The organism is Victivallis sp. Marseille-Q1083, from assembly GCF_903645315.1.
GTDB lineage: Bacteria > Verrucomicrobiota > Lentisphaeria > Victivallales > Victivallaceae > UMGS1518.
This window is the reverse complement of the sequence record NZ_CAHJXL010000001.1, coordinates 2,472,501-2,495,174: the sequence shown is the minus strand read 5'-3', so window position 1 is coordinate 2,495,174 and position 22,674 is coordinate 2,472,501. Positions and strand designations below refer to the sequence as shown.

18 protein-coding genes, 2 tRNA genes and 2 rRNA genes (1 of these 22 cut by a window edge) are annotated in these 22,674 nt (G+C 56.0%); 12 read left to right on the top strand and 10 right to left on the bottom strand.

Annotated elements, in window-relative coordinates; all coding sequences use genetic code 11:
- The first annotated feature begins 50 nt into the window (after positions 1-50).
- The 6 genes from HWX74_RS10235 (at position 51) to HWX74_RS10210 (ending at position 6,543) form a co-directional block, all read left to right on the top strand.
- A complete protein-coding gene (locus tag HWX74_RS10235) occupies positions 51-1,067 on the top strand; it encodes an IS110 family transposase (protein WP_176014518.1) in 1,017 nt (338 codons plus the stop codon).
- A 44-nt stretch (positions 1,068-1,111) separates the two neighbouring features.
- Positions 1,112-2,506 carry a glycoside hydrolase family 28 protein gene (locus tag HWX74_RS10230; RefSeq protein WP_176013438.1) on the top strand — a complete coding sequence of 465 codons (1,395 nt, stop codon included), beginning with the start codon at positions 1,112-1,114 and terminating at the stop codon, positions 2,504-2,506.
- Positions 2,507-2,700: 194 nt separating this feature from the next.
- Entirely contained in the window at positions 2,701-3,390 is a 690-nt protein-coding gene (locus tag HWX74_RS10225; protein ID WP_176013437.1) for an META domain-containing protein, read from the top strand.
- 188 nt (positions 3,391-3,578) lie between these two features.
- Positions 3,579-3,974: a hypothetical protein gene (locus tag HWX74_RS10220; protein ID WP_176013436.1), complete on the top strand. Its 396-nt coding sequence runs from the start codon at positions 3,579-3,581 to the stop codon at positions 3,972-3,974.
- A 327-nt stretch (positions 3,975-4,301) separates the two neighbouring features.
- Positions 4,302-5,216, top strand: a complete 915-nt coding sequence (locus tag HWX74_RS10215) for a PTS sugar transporter subunit IIA (protein ID WP_176013435.1) — start codon at positions 4,302-4,304, stop codon at positions 5,214-5,216.
- Positions 5,217-5,241: 25 nt separating this feature from the next.
- On the top strand, positions 5,242-6,543 hold the full coding sequence (locus tag HWX74_RS10210) for an SLC13 family permease (RefSeq protein ID WP_176013434.1): 1,302 nt from the start codon (positions 5,242-5,244) through the stop codon (positions 6,541-6,543).
- Between the two features lie 187 nt (positions 6,544-6,730).
- Here HWX74_RS10210 and HWX74_RS10205 read toward each other — a convergent pair whose 3' ends face one another.
- Positions 6,731-6,973 carry a hypothetical protein gene (locus HWX74_RS10205; RefSeq protein WP_176013433.1) on the bottom strand — a complete coding sequence of 81 codons (243 nt, stop codon included), beginning with the start codon at positions 6,971-6,973 and terminating at the stop codon, positions 6,731-6,733.
- Between the two features lie 3 nt (positions 6,974-6,976).
- Positions 6,977-7,999, bottom strand: coding sequence for a uroporphyrinogen decarboxylase family protein (locus tag HWX74_RS10200; RefSeq protein WP_176013432.1), 1,023 nt, complete (start codon positions 7,997-7,999; stop codon positions 6,977-6,979).
- Positions 8,000-8,127: 128 nt separating this feature from the next.
- On the opposite strand from HWX74_RS10200, the gene HWX74_RS10195 reads away from it, so the two are divergent.
- Positions 8,128-8,937, top strand: a complete 810-nt coding sequence (locus HWX74_RS10195) for an AraC family transcriptional regulator (RefSeq protein WP_176013431.1) — start codon at positions 8,128-8,130, stop codon at positions 8,935-8,937.
- A 29-nt stretch (positions 8,938-8,966) separates the two neighbouring features.
- Here HWX74_RS10195 and HWX74_RS10190 read toward each other — a convergent pair whose 3' ends face one another.
- The 3 genes from HWX74_RS10190 to hisC are packed head-to-tail and all read right to left on the bottom strand — an operon-like array spanning position 8,967 to position 13,444.
- Positions 8,967-11,420, bottom strand: a complete 2,454-nt coding sequence (locus HWX74_RS10190; protein ID WP_176013430.1) for a PQQ-binding-like beta-propeller repeat protein — start codon at positions 11,418-11,420, stop codon at positions 8,967-8,969.
- Between the two features lie 47 nt (positions 11,421-11,467).
- Positions 11,468-12,343: an AmmeMemoRadiSam system protein B gene (amrB, locus tag HWX74_RS10185; RefSeq protein WP_176013429.1), complete on the bottom strand. Its 876-nt coding sequence runs from the start codon at positions 12,341-12,343 to the stop codon at positions 11,468-11,470.
- A gap of 30 nt (positions 12,344-12,373) precedes the next feature.
- Entirely contained in the window at positions 12,374-13,444 is a 1,071-nt protein-coding gene (gene hisC / locus HWX74_RS10180) for a histidinol-phosphate transaminase (RefSeq protein ID WP_176013428.1), read from the bottom strand.
- A 391-nt stretch (positions 13,445-13,835) separates the two neighbouring features.
- Here hisC and HWX74_RS10175 point away from each other — a divergent pair, with 391 nt between their 5' ends.
- The 3 genes from HWX74_RS10175 to HWX74_RS10165 are packed head-to-tail and all read left to right on the top strand — an operon-like array spanning position 13,836 to position 17,785.
- On the top strand, positions 13,836-15,533 hold the full coding sequence (locus HWX74_RS10175) for a phospholipid carrier-dependent glycosyltransferase (RefSeq protein ID WP_176013427.1): 1,698 nt from the start codon (positions 13,836-13,838) through the stop codon (positions 15,531-15,533).
- Positions 15,523-17,196, top strand: a complete 1,674-nt coding sequence (locus tag HWX74_RS10170) for a phospholipid carrier-dependent glycosyltransferase (protein ID WP_176013426.1) — start codon at positions 15,523-15,525, stop codon at positions 17,194-17,196. The genes HWX74_RS10175 and HWX74_RS10170 overlap by 11 nt, the downstream gene beginning before the upstream one ends.
- 13 nt (positions 17,197-17,209) lie before the next feature.
- A complete protein-coding gene (locus tag HWX74_RS10165; RefSeq protein WP_176013425.1) occupies positions 17,210-17,785 on the top strand; it encodes a class I SAM-dependent methyltransferase in 576 nt (191 codons plus the stop codon).
- Positions 17,786-17,923: 138 nt separating this feature from the next.
- Here HWX74_RS10165 and HWX74_RS10160 read toward each other — a convergent pair whose 3' ends face one another.
- Positions 17,924-18,313, bottom strand: coding sequence for a (deoxy)nucleoside triphosphate pyrophosphohydrolase (locus HWX74_RS10160; protein ID WP_176013424.1), 390 nt, complete (start codon positions 18,311-18,313; stop codon positions 17,924-17,926).
- A gap of 104 nt (positions 18,314-18,417) precedes the next feature.
- Between HWX74_RS10160 and HWX74_RS10155 the strand changes: the two genes are divergently transcribed.
- Entirely contained in the window at positions 18,418-18,642 is a 225-nt protein-coding gene (locus tag HWX74_RS10155) for a zinc ribbon domain-containing protein (protein ID WP_176013423.1), read from the top strand.
- A gap of 24 nt (positions 18,643-18,666) precedes the next feature.
- Positions 18,667-19,107, top strand: coding sequence for a hypothetical protein (locus HWX74_RS10150; RefSeq protein ID WP_176013422.1), 441 nt, complete (start codon positions 18,667-18,669; stop codon positions 19,105-19,107).
- A 148-nt stretch (positions 19,108-19,255) separates the two neighbouring features.
- Here the strand turns inward: HWX74_RS10150 and rrf are convergent.
- From rrf to HWX74_RS10130, 4 genes are all read right to left on the bottom strand, one after another.
- A 5S ribosomal RNA gene (gene rrf, locus HWX74_RS10145) occupies positions 19,256-19,370 on the bottom strand.
- A 119-nt stretch (positions 19,371-19,489) separates the two neighbouring features.
- Positions 19,490-22,417: ribosomal RNA gene (locus tag HWX74_RS10140) — 23S ribosomal RNA — on the bottom strand.
- 125 nt (positions 22,418-22,542) lie between these two features.
- Positions 22,543-22,619: transfer RNA gene (locus HWX74_RS10135), tRNA-Ile, on the bottom strand.
- Positions 22,620-22,657: 38 nt separating this feature from the next.
- Positions 22,658-22,674: transfer RNA gene (locus HWX74_RS10130), tRNA-Ala, on the bottom strand (it continues 60 nt past the right edge of the window).

Genomic DNA, 22,674 nt, shown 5'->3' with positions numbered 1-22,674 from the left:
TGACAGCAGTTCCGCTTCGATTCGTGAAAAACGAATGGAGGCAGAGAATGATGACAAGTTTTGTTGGAGTGGATTTGCACCGGAACAATTTTACTTATTGCATCCGGGTAAATGGGGAAGAACGGAAAATCGGCAAGTGTGAGATTACCGAACTGAAGGGCTTTGCCGCAATGCTCGGTCCGAACACGGCGATGGCGGTGGAGGCGACCGGAAATACGTTCATGTTTTGCAGCTCGCTGAAAGCTCATGTCGGGCGACTGGTGGTGGTGAATCCATCACAGTTCAAAGTCATCAGCATGTCCACCAAAAAGACGGACAAACATGACGCAAAAGTGTTGGCGGAGTTCCTGGAAAAGGATATGCTTCCGGAGGTAAGAGTGAAAGACGATTTGCAGGCGAAAATTTCAAGTCTGACGCAGACCAGGGAAAAACTGGTTCAGTTGCGTACCGTATTGAAAAACAAAGTCAACAATCTGTTAGCAGCTAACTTCATCGTGCTGAAACGGGAAGAACTGTCCACGGAGAAAGGGCTTTTGAAAGCATTGAGTTATCACTTCGACCCGATCACCGACACGGAAATGCTGGTGGTTGTCGAACAGATTCGCAGTCTGAACAAAAGCATTGAAAAACTGGATAAGGCGATTGAGGATCACGGCAGCAAGATGGACGGCTTCGACAACCTGAAATCCATCAAGGGAATCGGCTCGAAAGGTGCGGCGATCCTGTTGGCAACCATCGGCAATATCGCTGATTTCCGATCGGCAAAGCAGTTGGCCGCTTATATCGGAATCGTCCCCAGAGTGAGCAATTCAAATGACACGGTTTGCCACGGAAGAATCACGAAGAGCGGCAGCAAGATCGCCAGAACCGCTTTGGTGCAATGCGCTTTGATCGCCAAACGCTACAGCCCGTATCTCAATGCCTTTCATGAATCGGTAAAAAGTCGGCGGGGAGGTGCGAAAGCCAATATCGCCTTGGCTCGCAAATTCCTCGATATCGTGTATAGAACATTAAAAAACAATTGGATGTTTGAGAATTTTACTCAATTCAAGCTCGTAAAAAATTGAGTTTTTCTCGACATCGAAGTGGAAATTTATCATGGGAGAAGATCATGACCGCTTACCACACCTCATCCGCCGCTTATCCGGTCCGCCGTTATGGCGCCAGCGGCGACGGCGTCACGCCCGATACCGCCGCCATCCAGCAGGCAATCGACCGTTGCCATGCCGACGGCGGCGGCCGGGTTATACTGGATCGAGGAACGTTTCTGTCCGGTACGCTTTATTTGAAAAGCAATGTCTTTCTCGAAATTGAACCGGCGGCGACGCTGCTGGCTTCCGGCAACATCGACGACTACCCCGATGACACTTATTACAACCGTTACCGCTGTGAAACCGCCCTGAATCGCTGTTTTATTTTCGCAGCCGATGCGGAGAATATCGGTCTTGTCGGTTATGGTGAAATCAACGGCAACAATGAAAAATTCGCCGCGGGTTTGCCCGGCGGCGACGAACCGCGGCCGATGCTGATCCGGCTGCTGCGCTGCCGGAATGTCCGGCTGGAAAATCTGAGGCTCCATCAAGCCGCGTCCTGGACCGTCGCGTTCCTGGACTGCGACCGCCTCTGGTGCCGTGGTCTGGACATCTTCAATGACCGGCATTACAACGGCGACGGGCTGGATTTCGACAACTGCAGTGAAGTTTTCGTCACCGATTGTTCGATTCGCGGCACCGACGACAATTTATGTCTGCAGAACTCCCGGCCGGACAAACCGGTGCGCAATGTCCAGATCAGCAACTGTCATTTCAGTTCCCTCTGCGCCGCCATCCGGATCGGCTACCGCTCCGCCGGCGAAATTTCCAACGTCGTCATCGCCAACTGCACGTTTGAAAACGTCTGGCGCGAGGGGATCAAAATCGAATGCAGCGAAGGCGGCGTCATCCGCGATATCACCGCCGGCAATCTGACGATGCGCAATGTCACCAGGCCGCTCTTCCTCCTCCTGAACAACAGCAGGGTCATGCAGGCCTATCGGCCGCCCGGCGGCGCCATCCCCGCCATCGGCCGGCTGGAAGATCTCAAATTCAACAATATTCTGATCCATGACGACGACGAAATGCTGGCCGAACATCGCCGTTTCGGCGGGGAATTGATGGGTTCCCCCCGTTTCAACGGCATAAGGGCCGACGCCGCGGCCGAACATCCGATCGACGGCCTGGCGGTATCCAATCTCAGCTATCGGGTCATCGGCGGCGTAAAATCAACCGATTTGCCGAAGGAGTATCCATCGGTTCTGGACCAGCGCGACTCCTATCCCCCGGACGTGCCGGTGGTGGAAAACAACTATGCGCCGGCCTGGAGCCGGGCGGCCGCCGTCGACCTGCGCAATGTCCGGCATTTATCACTCGACCAGGTACAGATTCAACTGCGCTATCCGGATGAGCGGCCGCCGGTTATCCTGGAAAACTGCCAGCTGCTCCGCCATGACATCCGGCTGCCGGACTGATTTTTTGCTTTCCCGGGAAAAAATTTGGAAATCCTTGAAATTGATGTTACATTAATTTTCAACGCCGTATGCAAGATATTATGAGAGGAGACTTGCCTCCGAGTGTAATATCTTGCATACGGCGTTTTTCAGGAAATCCGAACAATTGAACCAAGCTGCCGGCGGATCGCCGACGCGCCGAAAGGAGATGCGGGATGAAGCGACATTGGCCCGAAACGATTCGATGGACATGGTGCCTGGCGGCAACGGCAATTTTCATGCTGGACGGCTGCGGCTTGTGGCAGAGCAAGACGCCGGAGGTCGCCGGGAAAGCCTGGCTGAACAATGCGAAGCCGGCCGGCGGCTTTTATCTGGCCTCCGACGGCGCGGTTTTGCCAATCAATTACCCCGAACCGAATGGACAATGGACGATGAAAAAAGATACCCTCACCATCTCCGACGCGAACGGCCAAGCGAGGGATTACCAGCTGGCTTCTCCGGCTGACAAACCGGAACTGACCGGCAACGGCCAGATTTACCGGGAGACGCCGGTTTCCGGCGCGATTCTCGATATCGAATGGGAACCGGTCTATCTCGACGGCCAACATGACATCGTCAAGCCGGCCATGCCGGAAGTCACGCTGATCTTCAATTCGGCCACCGGCCGTTTCAGCGGCTGCGGCGGCGTCAATCGCCTGTTCGGCGATTTTACCCTCACCGCTCCCGACCGCATCAGGATCGAACGAATCAATTCCACCCGGATGGCCGGGCCGGGCGCCCGTTATGAGGGCCTGTTCCTTTCCCGCCTGATCCATGCCGAACGTTATCTGGTGGTCGATGGCAACTTACAACTTTACAACAATGCCAATCAATTGCTGATCAGCTTTCAGCCGAACGTCAACTGACCGCCTTCCGGCAGCACCGCCCCTCTGCCGCCACTGAAATTCCGGCATTCCGGCGCCCAGCCGCCGGACGCCGGGAATTTCCTTTCTTCCAATCGGCCGGCAGCCGGGCAATCCCATTTGAAAAATTCCGGTTCGGCGCTATATTATTGGAATTATTCTGAAAACTTATCTGATTTGGTGCTCCGGTTATGAAATTGCAATCTCTCTTCCTGGCGATGGCGGCAGCCGTATTTTTCATCTGCCTTTCCGGTTATCACGGCCAGGAATTTTTCCACGCCTCTCCGCAGCACCTGCCGGCGTTCTCGCCATGGAATCAGCCTCCGGCCGACGCTCTGGGCGGCAACGCCGCCGAACTGGACCGCCGCAATCGGAGGCTGCTGGTTTCCGAATCGGAAGTTTTGGAAATCAGCGAAATGCGCCGGTCGTTCTCGCCGGAAGAGAAAGTCGTGTTGTCGGCTGAAAACACCTTCCGCGCTTCCCCGAAAAATTGTTTCAAACGATGTGTTTTTTCCCTTCATACCCCCTGTCTGGAGACTTACTTCTCCCTGCCGGTCGGCCGGGCGCCGCCGGTATACTCCTGCTGAACACCGTTCGGACAATTCTTATTGAATATGCTGTCGAAAAACCGTTTCCATCGGGAAACGGAGGGGTGTCGTACCCTGCTGCCGCCAGCGGCCGATAGTATTTACCGGAGATTTTCCATCCGCCGGGATGGAATTTCTGAACGGCGTTCGCACCGACCCTGCCAATACGGTCGGAATCACTTCGGTACGGCTTTCAGTCAACAATCGAATCCATTTTCCCTCCTTTCGGGACGGTTCCGGAAGGGAGGCATTGGGTTCTCATTCGGGTTATCGTCGTTTTGATCCCTTATAACGACGTTCTCCATCCATACAGGAATCTCTTTTACCATGACTACCAATGAATATCCGGCTTCCATCACCATCGTCTCCGAACTCAACGCCCGCCACTGCGACGACCTTTTCATGCAATTGTGCCAAGTCGCCGCCCGGGACGACAACGCCCGCGTTTGCGGCTTGTCGGCCGACAAAATTTTCGAACTGGTGAAGGCGCGTGAAGCATTGGCTTCTACCGCCATCGGCAATGGTTTGATCCTTCCGCACATCCGGCTGAACGACCTGGAATGCCTGGTCGTCGTCTTCGGCCGCCTGGATCAGCCGATGAATCATCCGACGCCGGACGACCAGCCGCTGGCCATCGCCTGCCTCCTGCTGGTACCGAACAGCAAACCGGTGGAAGGCCTCCGCTTTATGGCCGATCTCGGCAGTTGCATGCGCTCGGAAGAAAAACGCAACCGGCTGCTGGCCGCCCAGACCGGCTTGGAACTCAAAGAACTGCTGGCCACGCAACGCAGCACCACCCATACGTTGATCGCGGCGGACATCATGGCGCCGCCGCGTCTGTTCGTCACGCCGGAAACGCAATTGCGCCAGGCGACCAGGATGATGGCGGAAAATCGTCAGGAAATCCTGCCGGTCCTGGACGACGGCAAACTGGTCGGCGAACTGAGCAGTACGGAACTGTTCAAACTCGGCATTCCGGATTTTTTCAACCAGCTCAAAAGCGTCGGCTTCATCCGCTATTTCGATCCGTTCGAGAAATATTTCGCCGTCGAAGCGGCGTCCTGCGTCGGCGACGTGATGAACCGGGAACTTCCGACCTTCCACGAAAATGCCACCCTTATCGAGATCGTTTTCGGCATCAGCGTTCTCAAACAGCAGATGATTTACATCACCAATCATCGGCAGGAACTGCTCGGTATCATCAGTCAGGCGCTGCTGCTTGAAAGAATCATCAATCTGTAAATTTTCAGGGAGAAATCGTTAACTCATGTGGACAGGAATTATCATTTTCATTCTGGCCTACTGCCTCATCGCCTCCGAAAAGGTTGACAAAACCATTGCGGCGATGCTGGGAGCCGGCTTGATGGTGGCGTTCCAGGTGGCCGACTTCTCGGCCATGCTGGGCAAAGTGGATCTGAACGTGCTCGGTCTTCTGATCGGCATGATGATCATCGTCAATATCATGGCAACGACCGGCGTTTTCGAATATCTGGCAGTGCTGATCGCCCGTCAGACCAAAGGCAACGGAATCCTGGTCACCGCGGAATTCCTATTGGCAACCGCGGTGATTTCAGCCTTCATGGACAACGTAACCACGGTGATTCTGATGGCGCCGATCACCATTTTGATCACGCAACTGCTCGGCTTGCCGACGGTGCCGGTGCTGATCCTCGAAGCGCTCTTTTCGAACATCGGCGGCACGGCAACCCTGGTCGGCGACCCGCCGAACATTCTGATCGGCGCCAGCTGCAATTTGAGCTTCAACGACTTTCTGCTCAATTTGGCGCCGATTGTCCTGGTCATCATGGCGATTATGCTCGGATTGGTCGTACTGCTGATGCGCAAACGGCTGCGGAGCAACCCGGACGCCATCGCCCAGGTTCTGCTGACCGATCCCAAGCAGGCGATTCTGCTGCCGCGCCGGTTGCTGCGCTCCCTGCTCGTCTTCGGGCTGGTGCTGCTCGGCTTTTTCACCAGCCGGCTGACCGGGCTGGAACCGGGGCTGATCGCCATCTGCGGCGCTTTCGCCATGGCGCTGGTCTGCCGGATCGAACTGAGCACGATGCTTGAAAAAGTCGAATGGAACACCATCCTCTTCTTCTGCGGGCTTTTCATGATGGTCGGTGCGCTCGAACTGGTCGATGTCTTCTCACTGCTGGGCCAGAAAATGGTCGAATTGACCCAGGGCAATTTCGCCCTGACGATGATGATCATCCTCTGGGGCAGCGCGGTGCTTTCCGCCATCATCGACAATATTCCGCTGGTCATCTCGATGATTCCATTGATTCATTCGATCGTCCCGGTTTTCGCCCAGCAGATGGGTCTCCAGGGCGAGGAAGCCATCCGGCTGCAGATCAGCGAACCGTTGTTCTGGGCCCTGGCGCTCGGCGCCTGCCTCGGCGGCAACGGTACTCTGATCGGCGCGTCGGCCAACGTGGTGATCGGCCAGATCGCCAACAAGAACCGTTACAAACTGTCCTTCAAGGATTTCACCTGTTATGGTGCGCCCTGCATGATCGTCAGCGTTCTGATCTGTACGGTCTATCTCTACTTCAGATATCTGCGCTGAAAAGGCCTGTTATATCTGGCAGGTGCGCCAACCATCCGGCGCACCTGCCAAGCAGTTCCCACCGATGACGCCATACCGGTCTTTCACCGGTCACGGCGCCAGTCGGCCGCAGGCCGTTGCGGAGTGACACGAAAAACCTCCGGGGATAAAAACGCTGACGGCAACTCCAATTGCGAGCAATCGTTTTTTACCTGCCCTCTCCTTCGTCAACGCAAATATCATCGATTTCTTCTTTTTCCCCGTTCCGGGACGCCTGAAACGGCGCAACTCCTTCGCTCGCCTGCAAATAAAAACCGCAATAGAAGAAGGCATTGATCAAATAAACCGCCGTTCCCCCCAACCAGGCAACGAATACACACCATGGGATGCCGGCCAGCACGATGACCGGCCGGTGCCGGAGCCATTGCCGTGTGGAATGGCGCCGGAGCACCGGTCACCGGATTGGCAAATACGGTTCGTGAGCGGCTTCGGACATCGCCTGGACATTGGCCGGCGGCACGTTCGGCAGCAATGCCTCGTGGCTGGGACTGACGATCAGACTCGGCGCCAGACAGCGCCGGACCCGCCGCACATCGGCACGGATCGCATCAGGCGTGCCGTGCACCAGCAGATGCTGGGTGTCGATGCCGCCGAAAAAAGCCAGCCGGCCCCGGAACTGCGCCAGACTTTCCGCTTCCATATGAGCGGCGCAGGCCTGCAGCGGATGGAGGGCGTCGACCCCCAGCCGGATTAAATCCGGAATGACTTTGACGATGGCGCCGCAGGAGTGCAGCAATACCTGTTTTCCGGCGGCATGGCCGAGATCGGTCAGTTTTTTGAAATACGGAAAAACGAACTCCTGAAAGGCGTCCGGGCTGATCATGATATCCAGTTGCGTGCCGAAGTCGTTGCCGAAAAAGAAACCGTCCACGTCCTCACCGGCTTCCCGGAAGAAACGCTCCGTGCCGGCCAGATAAAAATCCACCACGTGTCCGGTCACCGCTTTGACGATTTCCGGGTGCGTATACATCTTGATGAAATAATTCTCCATACCGAACAAGTCGCCGACCAGATGGAAAAACGGACTCCACATGCCGCTGGCGCGATAACGATCCCCGGCGCCGCGTACCGCCGCCAGTTCGGCCGAAAAATCAAACGCCTCCGGAGCCGGCCACGGATAGGCTTCCACTTCCGCCAGCGACTCGCAATCGGAAAAAATTCCGGCCGCGCTCAATCCCTCGCTCTTGCGGGGATTGGGAAACGGCTGGCCGCCATTGGCCTTGTAGCCGCCGTCACAGGGCAGCCAGCTCAGATCATCCCGCAGAACACGGCGCACTTCTTCGTTGCTTTCCGCCTGAAAATAACTTCGCAGCAGCGGCCAGGCGTCGGCGTGCGGATTCCCCATCCAGAAACCACTGCGTGGTACTGATTCACCATTGATAATCCGCCGGATCAGTGTTCTTGAGTCGATGGTCATTTTTCTTCTCCCAAACGATTTGACAATTTCCCAATCGGTTTTATCCTTATAATAACCGTCCAAGAACCAAGACGCCATAGTATTGTTTCGCCTATTTATAGTATCAACTCAACCTGGATGCCAAAAAAATGAAAGCAGAACATGGATTATGCTTCGAATTGACGCCAGAAAATCGGCCGCTGCTGATCCGGGCCGGTTTCTTTCGGATCGGCGACCGGAATTTCGAAACGGAATATTGTCTGGAGGATTTTCATGCGCTGCATTTGTACGCTTATTCCGGTTCGCTCCGGACGGCAACGGAATGCTTCGAACTGGCGCCCGGCGATCTGACGCTGACGCCGGCCGGCACTATCACCAGTTACGCCCTGGAACCCCCCGGAACTCACCTGTGCATCCACTTCGAACTGGCTCCGCAGGGCAACACAAGCTTGCCGTTTCACTGGCCGACCGGCAAACTGCCGGAACGGCTGACTGACGACCTGACGGAACTCGTCGCCCTGTTCCGCTGCAGCGACGACCCGGAAAAACGGACCGCGGCGGAAAATCTGCTGTTGTCCGCGCTGTTCCGGCTCAAATGCCAGCCGCAGCACACCGCCTTCCCGGACCGGCGTATTTCGCGGCTGCTCTATGAACTCGATCGTTCCTCCGACAGTCCGGTCTGCATCACAGCGCTGGCGCAGCGTTTCGCCGTCAGCCAGACCCACCTGACCCGGAAGTTCAGGCAGCAGACCGGCATGACCATCGCCCGCTACGTCATGCATCGCCGCATCGACAAAGCCCGCTACCTCCTGGCCGCCAGCAATCTGAGCATCAAGGAAATCGGCACGGCCGTCGGCTACGCCACACCGCAGGAATTCAACAAACGATTCCGCCAGTTGGCCGGCGTCTCCCCTTCGGCTTACCGGCAAAAAGAACGACGGCCGATCAGCCTGAACTGACCGGCCGGCAATATTTACAGTTCATTCCATCATTCGGCAGCCGCCCGGAAACCGAAAAGCCGGCCGCCGAAATCGGCGGCAAAAAGCCAACCATTTCCAGCCGCCACCGAGGACAAAACCGGCACGCCCAGATCGATTTTCTGTTTCACTTGTCCAGTCTGCAATTCCAGCGCATACAAAAATCCGTCGCTGGCGCCAATCCATACGGTATCCCCCAGCACGACCGGACTGCTCTCCACCGTCCTGCTCCGCCAGTGATATGGCGCAGTGTCCAGCAAGGCCGGCTGAATTTCCTCGCACTGCCAGCGCACGTCAAAGGTCGCTAAATCGACGGCCATCAAACCATGGTTCGCCGTACCGACCAGCACCAGGCCACCGACAACCACCGGTGCAGTCGCCGACTGCAGATCGGCCGGCAACTCCTTGCTGCGCAGAATCTCGCCACTACGCGGTTCGATTTCCAGCAATTGGCGGTAACCCTTGGCATAAGCTTTGCCGTCATGGAACACCGCCGGCGCCGACTGAAATCGCGTGTCGTCATCACGATGCTGCCACAGCAATTCACCGGTCGCCGCATCCATCCCGTACAACGCCCGCCAATTGGCGGAAGTGATCAATACGCCATCGCCAACCGACAAGGTATTGACCGTCGATTCGCCTTCGTCCCAGGCGGTATTGTGCCACAACGCCTTGCCGCTGGCCGCCTCGTAAGCCGCCAGGCTCCGCCGCTGTCCGGCATAGAGCACGCCGTCGGCATACGTCACCCCGCCGGCCACCGCCGGCAAACCGTCGGTCGGGGAATCGGCTTTCCAGGCCAACGTCCCATCGGCCATCCGCAGCGCATAGACATTGCCGCGGGCATCCTGGGCAAACACCAGCCCTTCCCCGCAGGCAATCGAATTCTTGACCGAATAACCGGTCGTGAAATGCCAGAGCTCCTCGCCACCGGCCGCATCATAGGCATAAATGCCGCCGCGCCCGGCATCGCCGTCATCCATGCAGCCGGCAAACACCTTGCCGCCGGCCAAAATCGGCGCAACCATGAAATTCTCGCCCGGCATCTGCTGCAGCCACTGCAATTGCACCGCCGGAATCGCCGAATCCGGCCGATAACCGCTGTGCATCGCATTGCCGAGCAGATTATTCCATTCGCCGGTCACCGGCGTTTCCGCCGCTGCCGGCGGCGACCAGACAAACGATTTCGTCTGTTCGAACTCTTCGCCGTCCACCCGGCTGGCAACCACTTTCAGTTGAAACGTCTTTCCTGCGGCGGCCGGCGGAACCGGCAACGAACCGCTCCAGACCAGACCGTTTTCACTGCGCAGAACGACGCTGCCGAGCACCTGGTCATCGCTGCCGAGCACGGCCTTTACAGCGATGACCGGCGCGCCGGAATTGTAAGCCGCCACCGATATCGGCAATTCCTGCCGGCCGGCCGGAATCATGTTCTCACCTGGCACGGCAATGCTCAGATGGTCGGCAAACCCACCCCAGATCAGATAGCTGGCGAGCCGGCCATCCTCTCCGGCTATCATCATCCGGCTGCAGACCGGTGAATGGTCGATGCCGCCTTTGTTCGGCAGGCCGGTGCAATAGCTGGCGCTGCCGTCGGCATGCTTGTTGACGATATTGTTGTGCCAGTGGCCGTAAACCCAGGCTTTGAAATTATGTTCATTCAAATCGACCTGCAAGCCGTCATGGCCGGCGATCCGCTTTTTCCCCCCGGAAGCGAGCAATTCATGGCCGAGGACGATCAACGGCTTGTTATCCGGAATCACTTGAAACAATTTCTGCAGATAATCGCCGAAATCGGCCAGATCATACGGCAGCTCGACATCTCCGTAATTCATCGGCGCCGCCACGACCAGATACGGCCCCCATTCGAAGGAGTAATAATATGGGTCGAGAAAACTGCTGTAGTCTTTACCATCCACCGGCGCGATGATATCATGATTGCCGACCGTGATATAAACCGGTACGCCGACTTTTTCGGAAGTGAAATTCGCCGCGTGCGCTTTGATGCCGTCGATCCGGCACAGGTCGCCGGTATGGACGATGAAATCCGGCCCCACGGCCTTCACCAGCGCCTTCAGGTTCGGCAGCCAGGAGTCGAACTCCTCCGTTTCGCTGTCGGCCACCTGCAGAAACATGCCGCGGAACGGTCCGGCCGGCCGCATCGCGAAATTCAGCGCCGTCTGCTCCGCCGGCAATCGGTAAAACCAGCGGTCCGCCCGGTAAGCGCGCGGTTGATGCACATAAACGCTTTTCTGGCCGTCGCGCACTTCCAGTTCGTAATGCCCGGCGGCATCCGTTCTGGCGAAATTGACGCCGTCGCTGACCAGAAATCCCGGCAAACCGCTTTCTCCGGCATCCGGTTCGCCATTGCCGTTGTCATCCAGGAATACTTTTCCTTCCACCGTTGCCGCCGCCAGGTTCATCCCGGCCGCCAGACACAACGCCGACATCCAGATTGTCTTCTTCATCCAGTCTGTCCTAAAAAGTTAAAAGTTTTCCGTCACCCGCCTTTCAATTAAGCATCTTTTCGGCGAACTGCAACCCCCGCATAGCTGACAACATGGGAAAAATCGCCGGTTTTTTCACCGGAAGTGGTATAGTGAACCAATTCAACCACATAATCGCCGCCCGCCGATTCCAGGACCGCCAGCAGCAGCTTGATCGCATTGGCGCCGCAGATGGTCGCCCCGGTCTCCGCCAGATAACGCTCAAAGCCATCCAGATCCCTTCGTACAATCAAATCGACCGCTCCCAAGTCCAGCGCCTTGAGCCGTTCCGGCACCGCTTCGACAAAGGGAAGATAATCAAAGGCCCGGCCATAATGGGTAAAATCCGAACTGATCACCCACAACGTCTCATCGTTCCAGAACGCCCGCCAGGCCGGGGCCAACCGCCGCGCCTCCGCCGCGGAAAGCATGCCGACGACGGCCGGCAGCAGCGGACGAGCGCCGAAACAATACTGCAACAGCGGCAATTCCACTTCCAGCGCATGTTCGCCGGCATGCGCCCGGTCGGCATAACCGATCATACCGCCCGGCGCCGACGCCAGCTGCGCCATCGCCACCCGGTCCAGCGGCAAAACGCCGAGCGGCGTGGCAAAAGCGTCGTAATCGGCCAGCGCCACGCCCCGGAAACCGATCCGGTGCGACGGCGCCATCACCAGATAACGGCGCCACGGCGCCTCTTCCACCGTCAACAATGTCGCCAGCGCCGTCGTCCCGGAATACCCATATCCGGCATGCGGCAGAATCACCGCCGCACTCGGCCGCGGCCGGATGGCCGGCAACAACCTTCCGGCCGCCGCCTTACAATCCTCCAGCCGGCGACGGAGCGCCGCCGGATCCGCTTCATAAAAAGTTCCGGCCGCCGCCGTTTCCCGTATCCGAACCATCGCGTCCTCCTTCCGCCAAGCCGGCTTGAATTACTTCCGCATCTGCAAATACAGTTCGGTCACCTTCAACAGCCGGTCGACATCGGCCTCGGCGCCGACGCTGATCCGCACATAAGCGCCGGTCGTTTCCCCGCTGAAATAACGAACCAGGATCGCCTGTTCGCGCAGCATCTTGAAAAAACGCCCGCCATCCCGGTCCGGCGGCGCCGCAAAGACGAAATTGGTCGACGACGGCACGACATCGAAGCCCAAACGGGCCAGCTCCGCCGTCAGGCGGGTTCTGGTCGCCCTGATTTTGGCGACGTTCTGTCGCAGATAAGCCTGATCCTGCAAAGCGGCCTGGCCGATGAACTGGGTCAGCATATCGACGTTGTAGGAGTCTTTGACCTTGTACATGCCCTCGATCAACCGCCGGGATCCCATCGCCAAACCGAGCCGCAGCCCGGCCAGCGAATAGCTCTTGGACAGCGTCCGCGAAACGATGACATTGTCGAATTCCCGCGCCAGATCCAGGCAGTTGTCGTCGGCAAAATCGGCATATGCTTCGTCAAACAGCACGACGCCGTTGAAACGGCCGCAAATTTCAGTCATCGCCCGATGGCAGAACGTGTTGCCGGTCGGCGCGTTCGGCCGGGTGATAATCAGCAGATTCGCCCCCTTCGCCCGGTCGAGCAAATCAGCCGGCAGCGAGAAGTCGCCGGAATTCAAGCGGATCGGCATCACCGGCGCCGCCTGGATTTCCGCCAGCGAAAAGTAGAGCGAATAGGTCGGCATCAGGCAGGCCAGCGGCCGGTCCGGCGCGGTAAAGCAACGAAACGCCATCGTCAAAATGTCATCGGACCCATTGCCGGCAATCACTTCATCGCGCTTGAAACCGTACAGCCGGGCGGCCGTTTCGCACAGGTCGTCGGCCCGGGGCGACGGATAACGCCGCAGATGTTCATAATCGAAGGATTGCAGCACTTCCGCCACCTTCGGCGACGGCGGATAGGGATTTTCATTGGTATTCAGTTTGATCAGATTGGCCATTTTCGGCTGTTCGCCGGGCACATAGCCGGCCATCGCTTCCACCGCCGACCGGAAATAAGAGTTGTTGTTCATTTTACCCTCGGAAACTAAACTTTCACTTTCGTATTGGTTCTTACAGGGGTAATATATGTTCGAACCGGATTTATGCAACCCCGGACCCCTTTTTCCAATCGGGGAGGAATCCATTTTTTACAGAAAATTTACACTTGTTCCGATGAAATTGTCCAATTCGGCCGTCCACCGAACTCCGGCCGAAGCACATCCGAGTAAGATTCCGGGATATTGGCTGTTTATTTTTTACCGGGCATCCTGCGGGATGGTCGCGGTTGGATTTCAACCGATACCGGGTGCGGAGCTATGCCATCTTGCGAAATTCTGATCGGAAAAACTTGCGAAAACCTGCTTGACAGATTATTGTAAAGTCGTTTCTATATGTATAATAATCATCAGGAGAAGTAATCTTTTGATATACAAACGTCTTATCTGGGCGGGAATATTCATATTCATTCTTGCCTACCTCGGCACCATTTGGTATCGGCCGCTCTTCATGCCGGACGAAACCCGTTATGCCGAAATCGCCCGGGAAATGATCGCCAACGACAATTACGTCGTTCCGACCCTGGCGGATTTGAAATATTTCGAAAAACCGGTCATGGGTTACTGGCTGACGGCCGGTTCCTTCCTGCTCTTCGGCGAAACTCCATTCGCCGCCCGGCTGGCGCCGGCGCTGGCCGCATTGTTGGGCGGAGCGTTGCTCTGGCTGCTGGTCCGCCGGACGGAGGACGCCAAACTGGCGCTGGGCGCGACGATGATTTATCTGACCTGCATATTGGTTTTTGCCATCGGCACCTATCTGGTCCTGGACAGTATTCTGGCCTTTTTTCTGCTGGGAACCCTCGTCGCGTTCTATTATGCGCTGGAAGAAACCAGTTCGAACCGAAAATTTCTTTATCTGGTGCTGACCGGCCTTTTCGCCGGCGGCGCTTTCCTGACCAAGGGATTTCTGGCCTTTGCCGTCCCCGGCTTGACGGTCGTTCCCTATTTGATCTGGCAGAAGCGTTACAAAGCATTCTGGACGATGCCGTGGATTCCGCTGCTGGCGATGCTGGCAGTCGTGCTGCCGTGGGCGCTGCTGGTCCATCAGCGCGATCCGGACTACTGGCGCTATTTCATCGAAGTCGAACATCTCGGCAAATTCACCACCGGCCAGGGCAGTGATGACCGTTCGGAACCGTTCTGGTATTTCATCCCGGTCCTGCTCGGCGGATTGCTGCCCTGGACACTGCTGCTGCCGGTCGTCATCAAGGGCTACGCCGGAAAAGTCAGGACATTGTTTCAAAATTCCCTGTTGCGTTACGCGGTCTGTTCCGCCGCCTTCCCATTCCTGTTCTTCTCCATCTCAAGCGCCAAACTCGGCACCTATATCCTGCCCTGTTTTCCCGGATTGGCCATCCTGGTCGCCGCCGGCTTGCGAAGCTATTTCGCCCAAGGCGATCTCCGGTGGTTCGAGCTGACCGTCAAATTATTCCGTTCGCTGCTGGTGGCCTCCGGACTGGCTTTCATCGTCTATCAAACCGCCGCCGCCGTCGGCAATCTGCTGCCGGCGGAAGCCGCCCTCTATAACCGCCACGAGCGCTGGTTGTGGGTTGCCGCCGTACTGGCAGTGATCGTCTGGTGTTTCGTCCTCAATCAGATCAAAAAATATTCGGACGGCTTTATCAAGACTGCACTGTTTGCCGCCGGTCCGCTGGCGGCGATGCTGGTGGCGCATTTCGTCATGCCGGCCCGGCTGGTCGATAAACTGGCGCCGGAGCCGTTTCTGGAAATCCTGGCCGACCGGCTGACGCCGGAAACCCGGATCGTCGCCTTCAAACACCTGGTACCGGGGGCCGCCTGGAGCTGGAAACGCGCTGACATCATGCTGTACGAAAGCCGCAGCGAATTGGGGTACGGGCTGGATCGGCCGGAAGGCGCCGGCCGGCTGGTGTCGCCGGAGGAGTTCGAACAGTTGGCCGCCTCCGGCCAACCGGTCGTCATCGTCATGGATTCCGCCAAACGTATCAAGCGGCTGCCGCCCGGAGATTTGAAAGTGACCTCCGGCGGCGGCATCATGTATATGGAATATTCCGGCTCCAACCAAGAAAATGACGATGGGAAATAACTGTAAACTGTTTCGCTGGGGCGTAATCGCCTTTTTTCTGTTGACCTACCTCCTGCCGCTGGGCTGGCGGCCGATGATCACTCCGGACGAATTCCGCTATGGGGAAATTCCACGGGAAATGATTGCCTCCGGCGACTATATTTCGCCGCGGTTGATCGGCATCCGTTATTTTGAAAAACCGGTCTACGGCTATCAATTGACTGCGCTTTCGATGCTTGTTTTCGGAGAAAACGCTTTTGCGGTACGGCTGCCCTCCGCCTTGTGCGCCGGCCTGGCCGCCTGGCTGCTGTATTTTCTGGTGTTGAAATTCCGCAAAGACGAAGCATTGGCCCTGTTGAGCAGCCTCCTCTATTTGACCTGCGGGCTGGTCTACGGCATCGGCGTCTTTGCGGTGCTGGACAGCCAGATGACCGCATTCATCACCGGCATCCTGGCATTCTACTTTCTGGCCCTCCATGCCGAAGCGCCCCGGGAACGCCGAAAATATCTGGTTTTGAGCGGCTGTTGCTGCGGATTGGCTTTTCTGACCAAAGGTTTTATCGCCTTTGCGGTGCCGGCGGTGACGGTCATCCCCTATCTGTTGTGGGAAAGGCGTTTCAAAGCCATGTTCACCACTCCCTGGCTGCTCCTGCTTTTCGCCGTGCTGGTCGCCGGACCGTGGTGCCTGGCAATCCACTGGGAGGAGCCGAGTTTCTGGCACTACTTCTTCTGGGTCGAACATTACCAGCGTTTCTTCGAAGAGACCTCCGGACAGCACCCGGAACCGTTCTGGTTCTTTCTGCCGGTCATACTCGGCGGCATTTTTCCGGCCGCGCTGCTGCTGGGCGGCATGATTCTCGGGTTCAAACAGCGGGTCAAAACGCTGTGGCGCGATCCGCTGCTCAAATACGCGCTGCTGTGGTTCATTATGCCGTTGCTCTTTTTTTCCTGTTCCAGCGGCAAACTGGCGACCTATGTCCTGCCCTGCTTCGCACCGCTGGCCATCATCGGCGCGACCGGGCTGCTCGCCTATCTTCGTGCCGGCGGCCGGAAAACGTTGGATCTCACGCTGAACATCCTGGCCATCATATTGCTGGTGGCGGCCGTTGGCTTCACGGTTGCCCAACTTCTGGTCCATCTGGATCTCTGCCCGGGACTTTACAGCAAAGCGGAATTTTACAAATGGATTCCACCGGTGGTCACCGTTCTTTACTGGGGCGGCATCCTCTGGTTTTTCCGCCGCAAAGCGCTGTCCTTCCGGCTCGGCACGTTCTTTTTCGGCCTGGCGCTGGTGATCATTGCCGGCCAGGCCGCGTTCCCCCACCAGGTCGGCGTCGGCAAGGCGCAGGCGGAACAACTGGAAAAATTCCGGCAGAACATCCCGGATGACGCCGTATTGTTGGTTCACCCGAACGTCATGCACGCGGCAGCCTGGATTTACCGCCGCACCGACTTTTATTTTCCGCATACCGGCGGCGAGTTGGAACACAGCTTGTCCGCTTATCCGGAATACGCCGATCGCCTGATCACCGGCGATCGTTATGCCGAATTCATCCGCCAAAACCAGGACCGGTTGATCCTGCTGATGCGCAGCCGCAGCCCGAATTATCTGCCGGCAGGTTGGAAACAACCGCCATTCGAGCGCTGTGAAGACCGTCTCTGGCTGGTGAAATTTCAAGACTGAAGGATCGCGTAAAATGGAACGCCTGCTGTTGTTGAAGCAATTTCTCAAAAATCCGTCCCGTATCGGCGCGCTGTGTCCGTCTTCCCGCTCACTCTGCCGCCAGATGATCAGGGAAATCGGCATGGAACGCGCCGGGGCAGTGGTGGAGCTGGGGCCCGGCACCGGAGTCATCACCCGGGAAATTCTGGCGACCCTGCCGGATGGTTCGGAATTTTTCGCCGTCGAACTCGATCCGGAAATTTACCGCCGCTTTCACCATGCGTACCCGCAAGTCAATGTCTTCAACTGCAGCGCCGAAGAATTGACGACGCTGGTCGCCACCTCGCCGATGAACAAAGTGGACGTCATCGTCTCCGGCCTGCCGTGGGCGGCTTTTCCCGGCGACCTTCAGGACCGTATCCTCGACGCGATCGTCTCCAATCTGAATGAAGGCGGTTATTTTACCACATTCGCCTATCTGCAGGGCTTGTTGCTGCCGGCCGGAATTCGTTTCCGTCACCGTTTGAAGCAGCATTTCCGCGAAGTGAAAATTTCACCGGTGGTCTGGCGCAATTTGCCGCCGGCGGTGGTGTACCGCTGCCGGCATTGACGCCCAGCTTCAATGTCCGGCGCCGTCGCCTCTCCCGGAACCGGCAGCTTTGAGCCGTTCGGACAACGGACACGAAAACTCACCGCAGTTGCAAGCGCCAAGCATTTCCCGCCCCAGGCGCAAGCATATCGATCCGCCTCAAATCTTCGCCAGATATTCCGCCACCGCCTGATCGGCCGGCAGCAAGCGGCAGGACGGCAGCGAGCGGCGCGCCACCCAGCGGAACAACTGCCGTTCCTGCGGCCGAATGACCGCCTCCGCCGGCAGAAGCGTGCGCAGAAAGAACAATTTGACCTGTTTGGTTTCGTAACGGAACTCGGTAAGGTTGAGAATGTCGAAAACAACAGCTTCGACCGCCAGTTCTTCGCGCAACTCCCGTTTCAGGCATTGTGCCGGCGATTCCCCCGGTTCCAATTTTCCGCCGGGAAATTCCCAGAAATCGGCCAATTCCTTACCGGCCGGCCGGGAACACAACAAACACTGATCGCGCCGCAGAATCACCGCAGCCGCCACTTCAATCGTTCGCATTCTTCTTTCATCCGTAAAATTTTTGGCAACCCTTTGACAATGCCGCAATGGCATGATACTTTACAATGGTTTTGAACAAAAACAATCTTGAACCGGAAAACGTTATGCCTATTTTTGAATATCGCGGCCGCCAGTGCGGCCGGGAATTTGAAGCGTTGTTGAAACGCCGTGAAGAAACGGTGAATTGTCCCGCCTGTCATTCCGAAGAGTTGGAACGTAAATTTTCGGCCTTTGCCGTCGCGGCCAACACGCCTTCGGGTTGTGCCGCCGCTGAAAATTGTCCTTCCGCCCACCAGTGCGGCGGCAACTGCGGCTGCCATCAGCATTAAATGACCGAAAGGAGACCATGTACCATGCGGAAATTGAACTGCCATCGGGTCGCATTCTTCGGCAGTGTGCTGTTTACGGCCCTGGTGTTGCTGGCCGCCGGTTGTTTCAGCGTCGGCAACAATCATCTGGAAGTCAAACACCTGGTTGACCATCTGGCAGCCAGCAACATTCCGGTCACTGCGGTGGCGCCGGTGAATCCCAAGCTGCTGGGAGCCGGCGAGGGTTTGGCCGTGACCATAGCTCTGCCCGACGGCAAGGAACAGGATATCGGCGTCTACAAATACAACATCGATGTCGAAACGCAGCGGAAGAAATTGGATTTCTGCAAGGAAAATGGTTTCGTCTATGTGAACGGGCTGAAATTCCAGACCTTCGTCAACGGTTCCTTCGTGTTGATCGGAGTCGAAAAGAATCCCTATAAAACGGAAATTCTCAAGGCATTAGAAACCTTCGGCCGGAATTAATCGTTCCTCTTCATTCAAACATCGTCTCGCAGTAGTCGTCCGGCACGTCCTCTACTCCTCTACGCGTCTGTCGTTCATAATGTCGAAACAAAAAGACCCCCTTATGCATGCCGGGTGCGACCGTAATGCAGGAGGGGGTAAGATAAAGATCCGGCGTCGTGCTACTCTCCCACACTCGTATGTGCAGTACCATCGCCGCAGAAGCCCTTAACTACCGTGTTCGGGAAGGGAACGTGTGTTTCAACTTCGCTATGGGCGCCGGAATAAAAAATCAATTTAAGAAGAGTCTGAATGAAGCGAGCAACTCATATAAACAACTGAGTCTTGCAACTTTTTCGGCATAGCTCCCCTTTTTTTGAAGAGGGAAACGATGAAGAAAAAGGTGGTTAAGCCTCACGGCTGATTAGTACTGCTAAGCTGAACTCATTGCTGAGCTTACACCTGCAGCCTATCGAGGTTGTAGTCTTCAACCTGCCTTCAGTCTAAAAGAAGGGATATCTTGTCTTCGGGCGGGCTTGGCGCTTAGATGCTTTCAGCGCTTATCCGTTCCCAACATAGCTACCCGACAGTGCCGCTGACGCGACAATCGGAACACCAGAGGTTAGTCATTCCCGGTCCTCTCGTACTAAGGAATGCTCCCGTCAAATATCCTGCGCCTGCGGAGGATAAGGACCGAACTGTCTTACGACGTTCTGAACCCAACTCGCGTACCACTTTAATCGGCGAACAGCCGAACCCTTGGGACCTTCTACAGCCCCAGGATGTGATGAGTCGACATCGAGGTGCCAAACAGCGGCGTCGCTATGGACGCTTGGCCGCTATCAGCCTGTTATCCCCAGAGTACCTTTTATCCGTTAAGCAACGACGATTCCACATTCCATCGCTGGATCACTAGGCCCTGCTTTCGCAACTGTTCGACCTGTCGGTCTTACAGTAAAGCACACTTCTACCCTTACGCTCTGCACACGATTGCCAACCGTGTTGAGTGTACCTTCGGGCTCCTCCGTTATGATTTAGGAGGAAACCGCCCCAGTCAAACTGACCCTCTGACACTGTTCCCTGACCGGCTTCACGGTTCGGGGTTAGATATTCAATTACAACAGGGTGGTATTTCACCTGTGGCTCCACCGGTACTGGCGTAGCGGCTTCACAGCCTCCCACCTATGCTACACAATCATAACCAAATACCAATATCAGATTACAGTAAAGGTTCATGGGGTCTTTCCGTCCTTCCGCAGGTATCCGGCATTTTCACCGGAATTACAACTTCGCCGAGATCCACGTTGAGACAGTGCTGGCATCGTTACACGATTCGTGCAGGTCGGAACTTACCCGACAAGGAATTTCGCTACCTTAGGACCGTTATAGTTACGGCCGACATTCACCAGGGCTTCAGTTTGAAGCTTCGCTTGCGCTAACCTCTCCCCTTGACCTTTTGGCATTGGTCACGTGTCACTCCCTATACATCCTCTTACGAGTTAGCAGAGAGCTGTGTTTTTGTTAAACAGTCGCACCAGCCTCTTTGTTGCAACCGTCGCAGGCTTGGGGAGCAAGTCCCTACACCATGACGGCACCCCTTATTCCGAAGTTACGGGGTCAATTTGCCGAGTTCCTTAACGTGGTTTCTCTCGCGCACCTTAGGCTTCTCGCCTCACCTACCTGTGTCGGTTTACGGTACGGATACCTGATCATCAAACGCTTAGAAGTTTTTCTCGTCAGCGTAGCATCGATAAATTCGTCGAAACTTGCGTTCCAACTACCTTACACCTCTGGGGCATATGTGATACGCATTTGACTGTATCACGCCTTAATGGCTTCGACCAACACTTTCAATCGTTGGCTCATCTAGCATACTGCGTCGCTCCATCACTACGATCAGATAGTACAGGAATATTAACCTGTTGTCCATCGACTACGCCTTTCGGCCTCGCCTTAGGGTCCGACTAACCCTGGGCGGACGAACCTTCCCCAGGAATCCTTAGGTTTTCGGTGACCGGAATTCTCATCCGGTTTTTCGCTACTCATGCCTGCATGGTCACTTGTATAAAGTCCACCTCCGATCTCTCATCGGCTTCTACCCATATACAACGCTCTTCTACCACTGTAACAATTGTTACAATCCGCGGCTTCGGTTTTAAGCTTCAGTCCCGATCATCTTCGGCGCAGAATCACTCGACCAGTGAGCTATTACGCACTCTTTAAATGATGGCTGCCTCTAAGCCAACATCCTGGCTGTTTATGCAACTCCACATCCTTCAACCACTAAGCTTAAATTTGGGACCTTAACCGGCGGTCTGGGCTGTCTCCCTTTCGACAATGAAGCTTATCCCCCACTGTCTGACTCCTGCGGTACGATTTACGGTATTCGGATTTTGATAGTTGTTGGTACCCCGGTAAGGGCCCGCGAACAGTCAGTGATCTACCCCCGTAAATTATTGCGCAAGGCTATCCCTAAAGATATTTCGAAGAGAACCAGCTATCACTGGGTTTGATTGGCCTTTCACCCCTATCCACAGCTCATCCAAACATTTTTCAACATGAACTGGTTCGGTCCTCCACTCCGTGTTACCGGAGGTTCAACCTGGCCATGGATAGATCACCCAGCTTCGGGTCTACTCCAACGAACTAGTCGCGCTATTCACACTCGCTTTCGCTTCGGCTCCGTTCTTAACTTAACCTCGCTCGTTAGAGTAAGTCGCAGGCTCATTATGCAAAAGGCATGCGGTCGCTTGCGCTCCCACACTTTGTAGACACATGATTTCAGGAACTTTTCACTCCCCTAACAGGGGTGCTTTTTCACCTTTCCCTCACGGTACTATTCGCTATCGGTCACTGGCTAGTATTTAGCCTTGGAGGGTGGTCCCCCCGGATTCAGTCAAAGTTTCACGTGTTTCGACCTACTTGGGATACTCCTGGATACTCGATCATTTTCGCTTACGGGGCTTTCACCCTCTATGGCGGAACTTTCCAGTTCCTTCTGCTAACCATCGTTCTCTCCAGACGGAGTCCCGCAACCCCGAAAAGTAAACTTCTCGGTTTAGGCTATTGCGCGTTCGCTCGCCACTACTTGCGCAATCTCGGTTGATTTCTTTTCCTTCAGGTACTGAGATGTTTCACTTCCCTGAGTATCGCTTCGACAACCTATTTATTCAGTTGCCGATGACTGGACATTACTCCAGCCGGGTTGCCCCATTCGGACATCTTCGGGTCACAGCCTGAGTGCGGCTCACCGAAGCTTTTCGCAGCTTACCACGTCCTTCATCGCCTGCCAGTGCCAAGGCATCCTTCATGTGCCCTTAGTAGCTTAACCACCAAGAAAAACAATTTCTTGTTCTCGACTAAGTTGTTAATACATATTTTTTGCGGCTTTTCTTCAAGACTCTTCTTCAATTGTCAAACAACCGGCAGCTTTCGCTGCCTGAACCAGAGGAGTTATGGTGGGCGTACTTGGATTTGAACCAAGGACCTCGTCCTTATCAGGGACGCGCTCTAACCAACTGAGCTATACGCCCGTCGCCGAGCTTCCCGGCTTCTCTGGTAAATCTTTTTATGGTGGAGCTAAAGGGA